Raw genomic sequence first — 14862 nt, 5'->3', positions numbered from 1 at the left:
GCCGCGCGAGATCCTGGGAGGGGACGAACAAGATGGACGCTGCCGCGACCACGCGCCCGGCGCCCATCGCCGTCGTCGGGCTGGGCTGCCGCCTGCCCGGGCAGGCCGAGGGGCCCGAGCGGTTCTGGAACCTCCTGTCCACCGCCACCGATGCGGTGGGCCCGATCCCGCCCGAGCGCTGGGACCATGATCTCTGGTACGATCCCGACCCGGCGGCACCCGGCAAGACCCGCCAGCGCGAGGCCGGCCTGATCGGCGCCATCGACCGGTTCGACGCCGCGCAGTTCGGGATCAGCCCGCGCGAGGCCGAGGCCATGGACCCGCAGCAGCGGATCCTGCTGGAAACGGTCTGGCAGGCCCTGGAGGACGCGGGCGAACTCGGCCATCCCACCCATGGCGGCCGGGTCGGCGTGTTCGTCGGCCTCTACAACAACAATTACGGCCTGACCGGCCGCGGCTCCCCCGATCCCTCCCTGATCGGCGGCTGGTCGGCCAGCGGCACCCATACCAGCATCGCTGCCGGCCGGGTCGCCTTCACCTTCGACTTCACCGGGCCGGCCATCTCGGTCGACACCGCCTGCTCGTCCTCGCTGGTCGCCGTCCACCTGGCGATGCAGTCCCTGCGCGCCGGCGAGTGCGACATGGCGATCGCCGCGGGCGTCCACCTCCTGCTCTCGCCCCAGGGCCTGGTCGCCAGCAGCAAGCTGGGCGCCACCTCGCCCTCCTCGCGCTGCCGGCCGTTCGACGCCTCGGCCGATGGCTTCGGCCATGCCGAGGGCTGCGGTGTGGTGGTGCTGCGGCGTGCGGGGGAAGGTGTCCGGGCGCGGGCGCTGATCGCGGGCAGTGCGGTGAACCAGGACGGCCGCTCGGCCGGGCTGACCGCGCCGTCGGGCCCGGCGCAGGAGGCGGTGCTGCGGGCAGCCTTGGCCGATGCCGGGCTGTCGGCGGAGCAGGTCGACGCGATCGAGGCGCACGGCACCGGCACGTCGTTGGGCGATCCGATCGAGATGCAGGCGCTGGCGTCGGTGTACGGCCGGCGGCAGCGGCCCTTATGGGTCGGCTCGGTCAAGGGCAATATCGGCCATGCCGAGGCGGCGGCCGGGGTGGCCGGGCTGATCAAGGCGGTGTTGATGGTGGAGCAGGGTGCCGTGCCGCCGTCGCTGCACTTCACCCGGCTCAACCCGCACATCGAGCTGGACGGCGCGGACCTGCGGGTGCCGACCCGGCTCGAGCGCCAGCCCTTACAGGCGGTGGGGGTGAGCAGCTTCGGCTTCAGCGGCACCAACGCCCATGTGCTGGTGACCAAGGCTCCAGCCCCGGCGGCCGCGCCGGACGTCCCGGCCCGGCCGGTGGCGGTGCTGCCGCTGGCGGCGCGCAGCGAGAGCCAGCTGGAGACCCTGCGCCAGGGCTATCTTGCGCGGCTGCACGACGGCGCCGACTGGCCGGCCCTGGCGCACAGCGCTGCGCTGCGCCAGGCCAGGCTGCCCTGGCGCCTGGCGGTCACGGCCAGTGATGGCGCCGGCGCCGCCCAGGCCCTGCAGGCGGCGCAGCCAGCCAGGCCGAATGGCCGGCCGAAGCTGGGCTTCCTGGTGACCGGGCAGGGCTCCGCCTATGCCGGGATGGCGCTGGGCCTTTTGCCAGGGGCGCCGGTGCTGCGCCAGGTGCTGGAGCGCTGCGATGCGGTGATGGGGCTGGACCGCAGGCTGGAGGACCTGTTCGCCGACGGCGCGGCCCTTGGGCAGACCGGCTACGCCCAGCCGGCCTTGTTCGCCCTGGCGGTAGGGCTGGGCCGGCAGCTGCAGGCCTACGGGATCGAGCCCGCCGCTCTCCTCGGCCACAGCGTCGGCGAGTATGCCGCGGTGGTGCTGGCCGGGGTGCTGAGCCTGGAGGACGGGGCGAAGCTGATCGCCAAGCGCGCCCGGCTGATGCAGGCCCTGCCGCCAGGCGGCGGGATGGCGGCGCTGCTGGGGCCGCGCGCGGCGGCGCAGGCCCTGCTGCGCAACCATCCGGAGCTGGAGATCGCCGCCTACAACGCCCCGGCGGCGATCACCGTGGCCGGGCCCTCAGGGGCGGTGGAGCGTCTGGCGGCCGACCCGCAGGCGGAGCGGGCGGGCCTCGCGGTGCACGTGCTGCCGGTGAGCCACGCCTTCCACTCGCGCCTTTTGGAGCCGATGCTGGACGAGCTGGCGCAAGCGGCCGCCGGCCTGCCGCACGGGGCGCCGCAGGTGCCGGTGGTCGGCAACCTGGGCGGCAGCGTGCCGCCGCGCTGGGACGGCGCCTACTGGCGGGCGCATGCGCGCTCGCCGGTGCGGTTCGAGCAGGGGCTGGCTGCGCTGAAGGACCTGGGCTGCGACCTGTTGGTCGAGCTTGGGCCGCAGCCGGTGCTGGCTGGCTTTGCCCGGGGGATCCTGCCGGCGCTGCCGACCCTGGCGCGCGGCAGGGAGCCGTGGTCGGTGCTGCTGGCGAGCCTGGCCGAGCTGCACCGCCAGGGCTGCGACCCGGACTGGCCCACCCTCGACCAGCCCTTCCACCTGCCGCTCACCCACACCCCCGCCTATCCCTTCGAGCGGCAGAGCTACTGGCTGGACGACCCGACCCTGGTGCGCGGCAGCTCGTCCGCCCCGCCGCCCCGCCCGGCCGAGGCGGTCGGCGAGGAGAAGGTCTGGGGCTTCTACGACCAGCTGGCCGAGATCGCCCGCACCTACGAGGAACAGCCAGACGGCCATGTCGACGGCCACCTGACCTTCGGCCTTCTGGACGCGCCGGAGCCGGGTTTTTCCTGGATCCGCGTCCTGTTCGAGGGTTCGGCCGCCGGCCCGCAGCACGCGCTGCTGACCCGCTCGCAGCGTGCCATCAAGGAGCTGGCGTTCGACAGCCTCGACCTAGGTGCCATCCGCCGGGTCATGGATTTCGGCTGCGGCCACGGCGCCGATCTGATCACGCTCGCCGAGCGCGCCCCGCATCTGGATCTGCATGGCTTCACCATCTCCGCCCGCCAGGTCGCCGTGGGCCAGGCCCGCGCCGCCGCTCGGGGCCTCTCGTCCCGCGTCCACATCCATCACGGCGACAGCGCGAAGGACCCGTTCCCCGGCCGGTTCGACCTGATCTTCGGCTTCGAGGTCGCCGGCCTGATCGCCGACAAGGCCGCCCTGTTCGCCAATATCGGCAGCCACCTGAACCCGGGCGGTGCCATGGTGATGGCCGATTTTGTCGCCGACGGCGACCGGATCGCCGCCCTCGACACCGCCTCCTATACGCCCACGCCTGCAGATTGGGCGGAGCTGTTCGCCCATCAGCGCCTGCGGATCACCGCCTGCGTCGACACCAGCACCGAGGTCGCCAACTTCCTGGACGACCCGGGCTTCGCCGAGGAGGTCGACCGGCTGGTCGCCCGCTACGGCTTTTCCGAGCTGACCCGCCGCCACCTGCTCTCCAACCACAACATCATGCAGGCCCTCCGCCGCGGCCTGATGCGCTACCTGATCCTGGCGGCCCATCACGAGCCTGCCGCCCGCCCGGACCTGCTGCGCGCCGCCAACGAGGCGATCCTGCGCGCACCCGCCACCCGCACCGCGACGACCCTCAGCCCGGAAGCCTCCTGGTTCTACCGCGCCGTCTGGCAGCCCCGCCGGATCGGGCAGGTCGCGCAGGACCGCCGCGCCGAACTCGACCGCCATGCCCCGGCCGCCCAGGCCCTGGACCGGCTGGCCCGCCATTACGTCGCGGTGGCCGATCTGCCCACCGCCCAGCCGGCCCCTGCCTACCAGGACCTCTACGCCCACCTCCTGAAGAGCGCCGGCGCTCCCGCCGAGGACCTGCCCGCAGCACCGGACCTGCCCGAGGCGGACCTCCTGATGCGCTGCGGCCCGCATCTGCGCGCGGTGATCGAGGGGCGCCAGGATCCGCTGGACCTGCTGTTCCCGGGCGGCGACCTGTCTGCCTCCACCGCCCTCTACAAGGACTCGCCGTTCACCGGTGCGGCCAACGCCGTGGCCGCCGAGGCCTTCGCCGAGCTCCTGGCAGGCTTCGGCCCGGCCCGGGTCATCGAGGTGGGGGGCGGCACCGGCGGCACCACCCAGGCCCTGCTGGGCCGGCTGCGCCCGGGCGACCACTATCTGTTCACCGATGTCTCGCCGGCCTTCGTCTCCGCCGGGACCCGCCGCTTCGGCCTGGACGGCCGCGTCCTTGACCTGGAGCGCCCGCTGGCGGACCAGGGCGTCGAGCCCGCCGGCTTCGACATCGTGGTCGCCGCCAACGTCCTGCACGCCACCGCCGATCTCGCCGCCACGCTTGCCCGGGTCCGCGAGCTACTCCGTCCGGGTGGCGCCCTGCTCCTGGTCGAGAACGCCCGCCCGATGCTCTGGGGCGACCTGACCTTCGGGCTGACCGAAGGCATGTGGCGCTTCGCCGACCGGGGGCTGCGCCCGAACTACGCCCTCCTGCCGGAGCCCTCCTGGCGGGACCTGCTGGCCCAGGCCGGCTTCGAGACCGAGGCCTTCGACACCGGCACCGAGGCCACCGCCGCCGCCTCGGGCCTGGTCGTCTATCTGGCCCGCCGCCAGAACGGCCGCGCCATCCACGGGCCGGACGCGCTGGAGGGCGCCACCGACATCCTCGACACCCGCGCCATCGGCATCCGCGAGGCCGGCGAGGTCCAGGCGATGGTCGAGGCGGTCCTGGATCTCGCCCGCGCCGCCGTCGCCATGCCGGCGCCGCCCAGGCTCTGGCTGGTCACCGAGCGCGCCCGCAGCGTCCTGCCGGACGAGCGGACCATCCCGGCCCAGGCGGCCCTGCTGGGGGTGGCCAACACCCTGGCCCTGGAACATCCGGAGCTGCGCGTCACCGTTCTGGACACCGACGATCCCGCCCAGGCCCGGCAGGTCGTCGAGCACGGCAGCGCCGAAACCCGGCTGGCGGTGCGCCGCGGCCAGCTCCACGCCCTGCGCCTGCTCCCGCAGCCGATGCCCGCCGAGCCGGCGGCGATGCGGCCGGATGCCACCTACCTGGTCGTGGGCGGCCTGGGCGGCGTCGGCCGGCAGGTCGCGGCCGACCTCGCGGCTGCCGGCGCCCGCCATCTGGTCCTGGCCGGCCCCACCCCGCGCACGGTCGAGATCGAGGGCTGCGCCGTCACGGTGGTCCGCTGCGATGCCTCCAGCCCGGACGACATCGGGGCGCTGATGCAGCGGGCAGCCATCTGCGACCCGCCGGTGCGCGGCATCTTCCACGTGGCCGGCACCCTGGACGATGCGGTGCTGGCCGGCCAGCACGGCGAGCGGCTGGCAAGGGTGCTCGCCCCCAAGGTCACCGGCGCCGACCTGCTCGACCGCCTGAGCCGCCATCTGCCGCTCGACCATTTCGTCCTGTTCTCCTCTTCCGCCGCACTTCTGGGATCGGCCGCGCAGGCCAACCACGCCGCCGCCAACGCGTTCCTGGATTCGCTGGCGGAGCGGCGCCGCGCCGAGGGCCTGCCGGGCCTGAGCGTCGCGTGGGGCGCCTGGGGCGAGGTCGGCGCCGCGGCCAAAGTCGGCGAGGAGGTCGCCCGCCGCGGCCTGCGCCCGATGCCGCCTGCCGCCGCATCCCGGGCGCTGCGCCGCGCCATGGGCCAGCCGGCCGCGACGCTCGGCATCATGGACGTCGACTGGCCGGTGTTCTGCGCCCGGTTCGGCGACGCCCTGCCGCCGTTCTTCGACGCGGTCGCCCCCAGCCGTACAGCTCGCCCGGAAGCCGCCGCTACCCCCGCCGCACCGAAGCCGGCAGGTGTGCCCGCCGACCTTCGCGACCTGCCCGCGGATGCCCGCTTCGACGCGCTGGTGCAGCGGGTCCGCACCGCGTCCGCCAGCATCCTGGGCCTTCCTGGGCCGGACGCGGTGCCGGCGGAGGCGCCGCTGCGCGACCTGGGCCTCGACTCACTGATGACCGTGGAACTGCGCAACGCCCTGGCGACCCTGGCTGCCGCCAAGCTTCCGGCGACGCTGGTGTTCGACCACCCGACCTGCCGGGACCTGGCCGTTTTCCTGGCAGGCGGCCCGCTCGCCGGGATCGTGGCGCCGCCCGCGGCAGCCGGGCCTGGTGACGGGTTCGAGGATCTCGACACCGACGAGCTGGCTGCCCTTCTCGAGCAGGAACTGGCCGCCGCCGGCCGGGACCTGGGCGAGACGGTGGGATGACCGACGCCCTCAACGACCGCCTGCGCGACTCGATCCGGGCGATCGGGGCGCTCCGCGCCAAGGTCGCCCGGCTGGAATCGGAGCGGAATACGCCGGTCGCGGTGACCGGCATGGCCTGCCGGCTGCCCGGCGCCGACGACATCGACGCCTTCTGGCAGAACCTCCTGGCCGGCCGCGATGCGGTCCGGCCGGTTCCGGCGGACCGCTGGGACGGCGACGCCTGGCACGATCCGGATCCGGACGCAAAGGGCCGGATAGGCTTCCGGGAAGCGGCGTTCCTGGACGATGTCGACGGGTTCGACGCCGACCTGTTCGGCATCTCGCCCGCCGAGGCCGCCAGCATGGACCCGCAGCAGCGCCTCCTGCTGGAGGTCGCCTGGCATGCGCTGGAAGATGCCGGCGAGGCCCCCGACCGGCTGCAGCGCCGCCCGGTCGGCGTGTTCCTTGGCCTGAACAGCACCGACCATCTCCTGAGCGCGCTCAGCGATCCGGACATGGTCGACCCCCACATGCTCTCCGGCGCGGTCGCCAGCGTCGCCGCCGGGCGCCTCGCCTTCGTGCTGGGGCTGACCGGCCCGGCCCTGGTGGTGGAGACCGCCTGCTCCTCCTCCCTGGTCGCCGCCCATCTGGCGGTGGAAAGCCTGCGCCGCGGCGAGTGCGACCTGGCCGTGGTCGGCGGCGTCCACCTGCTCCTGGAGCCGCACGTTCCCGTGGCGCTCAGCCGCGCCCGCATGCTGGCCCCGGACGGCCGCTGCAAGCCGTTCTCCGTCGACGCCGACGGTTTCGGCCAGGGGGAGGGCTGCGGCGTGGTGGTGCTCAAGCGCCTGGCCGACGCCCAGGCGGGAGGAGACCGGGTCCGGGCGGTCATCCGCGGCAGCGCTTTGAACCAGGACGGCCGTTCGGCCGGCCTGACCGCACCATCCGGCCGCGCCCAGGAGGCGGTGATCCGCGCTGCCCTCGCCAACGCCGCTTTGGTGCCCTCCGACATCGACGCCGTCGAGGCGCACGGCACCGGCACCGGCCTTGGCGACCCCATCGAGATGCACGCGCTGGCGGCGGTGTTCCGGGAGCGCGACCGACCGCTCTGGGTCGGCTCCCTGAAGGGCAATATCGGCCATCTGGCCGCCGGCGCCGGGGTGGCCGGCCTGATCAAGGCGGTGCTGATGGCCGAGCGCGCCACGGTCCCGCGCTCGCTCCATTTTGGCCGCCTCAACCCGCATATCGAGCTTGGCGGTGCCGACCTGCGCGTCCCGGTCCAGCCCGCCCCGGCGGATCTGCGCGCCATCGGCGTCAGCAGCTTCGGCTTCAGCGGCACCAACGCCCATCTGGTGGTCACCCCCGCGCCTGCGATTTCCACAAACGAACCCGAGCGCCCGGCCGGCCATGTCCCCCGCCTGCTGATCTCCGCCCGCACCCCGGCCGCCCTGGCCGAGCTGGTCGCCAGCTACCGCGACCTCCTGGCGGCCGATCCCGCCAGCTTCCCGGACGTCTGCCACAGCGCCGCCACCGGCCGCGCCCGGCTGCCCTGGTGGGTCTGCGTCGAGCGACCCGAAGAGCTGGCCAGGCCTGAGCCGCAGCACGGCCGCCCTCCGGAGATCGGCCCGCAGCCCGGCCGCCGGGTGCCCCTGCCGCCGACGCCGCTCGACCGCCGCCGCTTCCCGGCGCGCCGCAGCAAGGCTGCACCTGCCCTTGCGCCCCTGCCCGGCAGGTTCCTCGACACACCCTCGGCCGACCGCCAGCTCGAAACGGTGCTGGACCTCGACCGGCTGCCCTGGCTGGCCGGCCACCAGGTGGGCGGCCGGGTGGTGGTGCCGGGTGCGGTGCTCCTGACCCTGATGGCGGCCGCGGCACCCCCGGGCCGGCCGCATCTGGCCGACATCCGCTTTTTGGAGGCGATCGTCCTGACGGGGCCGCTCCGCCTGGTCACCATCGCGCAGCCTTCCGGCCGGATCAGCGTCGCCAGCCGCGCCGGCGCCGGCTGGACCGTCCACGCCGAGGCCACCGCCAGCGCCACCCCTGCTAGGCCCTCCACCACCCCGCCCGCCAATGCCGCCACCACCGGAAGGGATGCCTGGCGCGCGACCCTGGCCCGGCGCGGCATCGCGATCGGCCCGGCCTTCCAGGCGATCCGCGTGATGGACCATGCCGGCGGCCATGCCGTCGCCAGCCTGGAGCCGCCCGACGAGCTGCGCGACGACGGGGTGCCGCTCCATCCGGCCCTGCTCGACGCGGCACTGCAGGTCGCCGGCGGCACCCTGGAGGGCGACGCCACCCTGCTGCCGGAAGGCATCGACCGGGTGACCCTGGCCGGACCGGTCGAGGGTCCCCTGCAGGCACGGGCGTCCCTGCGGCCAGATCCGGACCAGACCGCGATCGACGTGGTGCTGGAAGCCGGCGGCCGCCCGGTCGCCCTGGTCGAGGGCCTGCGCGTGCGCGCCACCACCCTTGCCGCAGGCGACGACTGGCTGGCGACCATCGGCTGGGAGCCCGCACCTGTCGCGGCGTCGGCATCGGCCCGGCCGGCCACCATCCTGGAAGCCGGGGCCGGCGGCCTGGACCTGGCCGAGCTCCTGGAGGAACTGCGCCGGCTGGCCGATCAGCCCGCACCCCCGCCCGTGCGCCTGCTGGTCCGCTCCCTTGGCCAGGAGCCCGTGGGCGGCGCCATGGCCGGCCTCGCCAGCGCCGTGCGGGCCGAGCATCCCGGGCTGGACCTGCGCTGCATCGAGGTCGAGGGCGAGGTGAGCCCCGACGCCATCGCCGCCGAGACGGGCCGCGGCGACGGCGAGCCCTGGGTCCGGCTGACCTCCCATGGCCTGGAGCGCCCGCGCCTGGTCTCCCTGCCGGCCCTGGCGCCCGCGCCCGCCCGCCTGTCCGGCACCGTGCTGATCACCGGCGGGTTCGGCGGGATCGGCCGGGCGCTGGCCGGGTGGGCAGTCGAGCGCGGGGCCGAGGCGCTGGTCCTGGTCGGCCGCCAACCGGGCGAGCTGCCGGCCCTGCCGGTTCCGGTGGTGCCCCTGGCGCTGGACATCGCGGGCGAGGGCGCGGAGGCCGCCATGGCTGCCGCACTTTCGGGCCTGCCGCCGCTCCATGCCATCATCCATGCGGCCGGGATCCGCGGCGATGCCCTGCTGGGTGACCTGTCGGCCGAACAACTGGACGCGGTGCTGGCGCCCAAGCTCGCCGGCGCCTGGACCTTGCACGCGCTGACCCGTCGCCACCCGGTCCGCCACTTCCTGCTGTTCGGCTCGATCGCGAGCTTCATCGGTGCCGCCGGCCAAGCTGCCTACGCCGCCGCCAACGCTGCGCTGGACGGGTTCGCCGCCTTCCGGCGCAGGGAGGGCCTGCCCGCCCAGGTGATCGACTGGGGCCGCTGGGAAGGCGAGGGGATGGTGGCCGATCTCAGCCCGGCCCAGCAGGCACGCATCGACGCCCGCGGCATCCGGCCGATGCCGGCCGCCCGGGCGCTGGCGGCGCTGGACGCTGCGCTCGCCAGGCCGGAGGCGCGGCTGGTGGTCGCCGCCTTCGACCGCGCCCTGCTGGCCGCGGCCGGGCCAGCCCCGCTGCTGGAGCGCTATCTCGCCGAGCTTCCCCCGGAGGCGGCGCAGCCGGGCCACGAGGACGACGTCGCCGCCATCGTGGCCCGGGTGCTCGGCCGCAAGGTCGAGCGCGACCAGCCGCTCACCGCCTATGGCCTGGATTCGCTGATGGCGGTCGACCTGCGCAACCGGCTGAACCGCAGCTTCGGCACCAGCCTGCAGCTGGCCGACCTCCTGTCCGGCATCGACCTGGACGGCCTGGATGCGCGGATCGGCGCCGCCGCGGCCGACGAGGTGGAGGTCATGACCCTATGAGCGTCGCCGATCTGGTCCGCGACCTGGAACGCCGCGGCGTGCACCTGGCGGTCGACGGCGACGCGCTCACCATGCGAGCCCCCAAGGGCGTGCTGGCCGACCGGGACCGCGACGCGCTGCGCGCCCGCAAGCACGAGATCCTGGCCTGGCTGAAGGGCGACGATGCCGAAGCCGAGCCTGGCGCACCGTTCCCGCTCACCGACATCCAGCAGGCCTACCTGGTCGGCCGGGCCGCCGAGATGGAGCTGGGCCGGGTCGGCTGCCACGCCTATCGCGAATTCGAGGCGCCCTCCTACGACCTGGAGCGCCTGGAGGACGCCTGGAACCGGCTGGTCCGGCGCCATCCGATGCTGCGCGCGGTGGTGCGGGGCGACCTGCAGCAGGTCCTGCCCGAGGTCCCGCCCTACCGGATCGCCACCCTGGACCTGCGCGGCGACCCGGATGCCGAGGCGCGCCTGGCCGCCCTGCGCGCCGAGCGCTCCCACCATGTGTTCGATCCGGCCGCCTGGCCCTTGTTCGACATCCGCGCGACCCTCCTGGATGATCGCGTCCGCCTGCATGTCGGCCTGGACCTGCTGGTCGCCGATGCGGTCAGCATGGTGCAGCTGTTCCGCGAATGGGGCCTGCTCTGCCGCGATCCCGGCGCCGTGCTGCCGGCCCCTTCCGCCAGCTTCGCCCAGCACTGCCGGGCCCTGGCCCGCAGCACCCCCTCGGCCGCTGAAGCCTATTGGAACGCGCGCCTTACGGACCTGCCGGGTGGCCCGGACCTGCCGCGCCAGCCGCTCGCCGCCCCGCCGCGCTTCACCCGGCACAGCCATCGCCTGGCGGCCCCGGCCTGGTCCGGCTTGAAGGAAGCCGCCCGCGCGCGCGGCCTGACGCCCTCAGCCCTGCTGGCCACGGCCTATGCCGACATCCTGGCCGCCTGGAGCCGCACGCCCCGCTTCCTGGTGGTGCTCACCACCTTCGCCGCCCCGCCCGCCATGGCCGGGGTGGTCGGCGACTTCACCTCCACCATCCTTCTGGAATCCGACGCCACGCCGGCGACCTTCGCCGGGCGCGCCACCGCCCTGCAGAAGCGGCTGGCCCAGGACCTGGACCATGCCGGGATGAGCGGTGTGCGGGTGATGCGCGAGCTGCGCCGCCACCGCCCGGACGTGCTGCCCGCCACGGCGGTGTTCACCAGCACGCTCGGCCACGACGTCCTGGCCGGCGAGCCGCCGCTCGCCTGGCTCGGCCGCACCGTCCACGCCATCACCCAGACCCCGCAGGTTGCCATCGACCATCACGTCCTGGAGGAACAGGGCGACCTCGTCGCCTCCTGGGACGTGGTGGAGGACCTGTTTCCGCCGGGCGTGGTGGACTTGATGTTCGCCGCCTACCGCCGCCTGCTGGACAGCCTGGCTTCCGGCGATGGCTGGTCGGGCGCGGTAGGCGCCTCGGTGGATCTCCCGCCGCGTCCGGCGCCGCAGGTCGCGTTCACCCCCGAGCCCCTGTTCGCCGGCCTGCTGCGCCAGGCCGAGCAGATGCCCGACCGCCCGGCGCTGATCGACGCGAGCGGCCAGACCAGCTTTGCCGAGCTGGTGCGGCTGTCCGCCCTGGCCGCCGGCCGGCTGCTGGCCCTGGGCGCCGGGCCGGAGAAGGTGGTGGCGGTCGACCTGCCGAAGTCCCGCCAGCAGGCCCTGGCCGCGCTGGCGGTGCTGCGCGCCGGGGCCGCCTACCTGCCGCTAGACCCGGCGCTGCCGCCGGCCCGCCGCGCCGAGCTGATCGCCGATACCTCCGCGATCGTGCCGGACTGGCCGGCCCTGCTGGACGGGCAGGGCGAGCCTGCCGCCCTGCCGGCGGTGGATCCCGCCAGCCTCGCCTACGTGATCTTCACCTCGGGCTCCACCGGCAAGCCCAAGGGCGTGATGGTCGAGCATGGCGCGGCGCTGAACACGGTGCTGGACCTGAACCGGCGCTGGCGGGTGGGTCCCGCCGACCGGGTGCTGGGCCTCTCGGCGCTGAACTTCGACCTGTCGGTCTACGACCTGTTCGGCGTGCCCGCGGCCGGCGGTGCGCTGGTGCTGCCGGGCGAGGAGCAGCGCCGCGATCCGGCCGCCTGGGCGGAGCTGGTCCGCCGCCACCGCGTGACCATCTGGAACACCGTGCCGGCTTTGGCGGCGATGCTGGCCGAGCACGGCCTGGATCCCGACCACCCCCTGCGCCTGTTCCTGCTCTCCGGCGACTGGATCCCGCTGGAGCTGGTGCCGAAGCTGCGCGCCCTGGCGCCGGACGCCGAGCTGGTGTCGCTGGGGGGTGCTACCGAGGCGGCGATCTGGTCGATCTTCCACCCCATCGGCGCGCCGGACCCCGCCTGGGCCTCGGTGCCCTACGGCCAGCCCTTGTCCAACCAGACCATGCACGTGGTGGATGCCCATGGCCGGCCGTGCCCGGACTGGGTGGTGGGCGAGATCGAGATCGGCGGGATCGGGCTGGCGCGCGGCTACTGGGGCGACCCGGCGCGCAGCGAAGAGCGCTTCCGCACTGACCCCCTCACCGGCGAGCGCCGCTACCGCACCGGCGACCTCGGCCGGTTCCGGCCAAACAACCTGATCGAGTTTTTGGGCCGCGAGGACTTCCAGGTGAAGGTGGGCGGCCACCGGATCGAGCTTGGCGAGATCGAGGCGCACCTGGTGCAGCACCCGGCGGTGCGCCAGGCGGTCGCCGCCGCCTTGCCCGTCCCCGGCCAGCCCCGCCAGAAGACCCTGCATGCCTTCGTGGTGGCGGCGGAGGAGCCCGGTGGCCAGGACAAGGCCATCCAGGTCCTGGAGCGCCCCGGCCGCCGCCGCCTGGACAGCCAGGAGCGCCTGCCGCTCGGCCAGCGCAGCGCCGCGTCCGACTTCGCCCGCCGCCGCTCGGTCCGCGACTTCGCCGAGACCGCGGTCGCCCGGACCGCCTTCGACGAGATGCTGGGCCGCCTGGCCGGCGAGGAGGGCGGCCTGGTCCGCCACCGCTACCCGTCCGCCGGCTCGCTCTACGCCGTCCAGGCCCATCTCCTGGTGCGGCCCGGCAGGGTCGAGGGCGTGGAAGGCGGCGTCTACTACCACGACCCGGTCGAGCACGCGCTGGTGCGCCTTGGCTCCCATCTCCCGCCGGTCGCCGTGGCCCATCCGCCCACCGCGAAGGCGGTGGAGCAGGCCGCGTTCGTGCTGCTCCTGGTGGCCGACCTGGCCGTGCTGCGCCCGACCTATGGCGGGGCTGCCCGCGACTTCTGCCTGCTGGAAGCCGGCTACCAGGGCCAGCTCCTGATGACCGACCTGGACGAAACGGCCCTGGGCCTTCTCCCGGTGGGCGGCCTGGAGGTCGATGGGTTCCGCGACGCGCTGGCGCTGACCGACGACCATGCCCTGGTCCACGCGCTGGCGGGCGGCGTCCCCGGCGCCGCTGCCCGCCCCGAAAGCCTGGCCCAGCGCCTGCACCGCCACCTGGCCGAGCGCCTGCCCGACTACATGGTCCCGCGCCGGATCACCCTGGTCGAGCGCCTGCCGCTCACCGCCAACGGCAAGGTCGACCGCCAGGCGCTGCAGCCTCCGGCCGAGCAGGCGCCTTCCGGCAGCGCCGCCGAGACCGCCGCGATCCGCACCCTGGTCGCGGAGATCCTGGGCACGGAGGCGGTGGGCGACCACGCCAACCTGTTCGACCTGGGCGCCACCTCCCTGCACCTGGTCCGCCTGCAGCGCCGCCTCGCCGAGCAGCACGGCGAGCGGGCCCCGGCCGTGGTCGACCTGTTCCGCCTGCCGACCGTGGCCGACATCGCCCGCCATCTGGCCGAGGCTCCGGCCAGCACCGCTGCCGACAGCGGCACCGCGCGCGCCCAGCGCCGCCTGGAGGCGCGCCGCCAGCTCGCCGACCGGCGCCAGCGATGAGCGGCTCGATCGCCATCGTCGGCCTGGCCGCCCGCTATCCGGGCGCCCCCGACCTGGAAGCCTTCCGCGACCTCCTGTTCGCCGGCCGCGATGCCGTTTCCACCCTGCACCCCGACGAGCTGGCCGCCGAGGGTGTGCCCGACGACCTGCTGCGCGACCCGGGCTACGTCCCGGCGGCCTCGGTGCTGGCGGGGATCGACCGGTTCGACGCCGCCCGCTTCGCGATCCCGCCGCACGAGGCGGTGCTGATGGACCCCCAGCAGCGCGTCCTCCTGCAGGCGGCCGCCGACGCGCTGGACGATGCCGGGATCGATCCGCGGCACAGCGACCTCACCATCGGCGCCTTCGCCGGGGCCGCCATCAGCACCTATCTGCTGACCCGCCTGGCGCCGCACGTTCTCTCCGGCCCCAGCTCCGCCGCCCAGCTCCTGGCGATCACCGGCAACGACAAGGACTATGCGGCGGCCCAGCTGGCCTACCGCCTGGACCTGCGCGGCCCGACGCTCAGCGTGCAGACCGCCTGCTCGACCTCGCTGGTGGCCGTCCATCTGGCCTGCCAGAGCCTTTTGTCGGGCGAGTGCGATGCGGCGCTGGCCGGCGGGGTCAGCGTGCGCGTGCCGCACCGGATCGGCTACCTGCACCAGTCCGAGGGCATGCTGTCGCCCACCGGCCGCTGCCGCTCCTATGGCGCCGAGGCCGACGGCACCCTGTTCGGCAGCGGTTGCGGCGTGGCGGTGCTCAAGCGCCTGGACGACGCCCTGGCCGAGGGCGACCGGATCCGCGCGGTGATCCTGGGCAGCGCCATCAACAATGACGGCGCCCGCAAGATCGGCTTCTCCGCCCCCAGCCAGGAGCGCCAGGCTGCGGTGATCGCCGAGGCGATGGCGGTGGCCGGCGTCACCCCCGACCAGGTCGGCTGCATCGAGGGCCACGGCACCG

General features: G+C 74.8%; 4 protein-coding genes (1 of these 4 only partly in view). All 4 read left to right on the top strand.

From position 1 onward, the window contains the following. The first annotated feature begins 32 nt into the window (after positions 1–32). Tightly spaced (each overlapping or abutting the next), the 4 genes in view from GEMRO_RS32420 to GEMRO_RS32410 form a layout consistent with a single transcriptional unit that may run on beyond the window. Positions 33–6167: a type I polyketide synthase gene (locus GEMRO_RS32420; RefSeq protein ID WP_051328763.1), complete on the top strand. Its 6135-nt coding sequence runs from the start codon at positions 33–35 to the stop codon at positions 6165–6167. Then, entirely contained in the window at positions 6164–10018 is a 3855-nt protein-coding gene (locus GEMRO_RS32415) for a type I polyketide synthase (RefSeq protein ID WP_051328762.1), read from the top strand. The genes GEMRO_RS32420 and GEMRO_RS32415 overlap by 4 nt, the downstream gene beginning before the upstream one ends. Continuing rightward, a complete protein-coding gene (locus GEMRO_RS27985; RefSeq protein WP_051328761.1) occupies positions 10015–13923 on the top strand; it encodes a non-ribosomal peptide synthetase in 3909 nt (1302 codons plus the stop codon). The genes GEMRO_RS32415 and GEMRO_RS27985 overlap by 4 nt, the downstream gene beginning before the upstream one ends. Beyond that, positions 13920–14862 carry the 5' portion of a beta-ketoacyl synthase N-terminal-like domain-containing protein gene (locus tag GEMRO_RS32410; protein WP_051328760.1) on the top strand. Its footprint extends 4556 nt past the window's final position, so only the first 943 of its 5499 coding nucleotides appear in the window; it begins with the start codon at positions 13920–13922; its stop codon lies beyond the right edge, outside the window. Before GEMRO_RS27985 ends, GEMRO_RS32410 begins: the two co-directional genes overlap by 4 nt.

This window comes from Geminicoccus roseus DSM 18922, from assembly GCF_000427665.1.
In the GTDB taxonomy this organism is placed as follows: domain Bacteria; phylum Pseudomonadota; class Alphaproteobacteria; order Geminicoccales; family Geminicoccaceae; genus Geminicoccus; species Geminicoccus roseus.
Note: the sequence above shows the minus strand (reverse complement) of the source record. Positions and strands in the feature narration are given on the sequence as shown.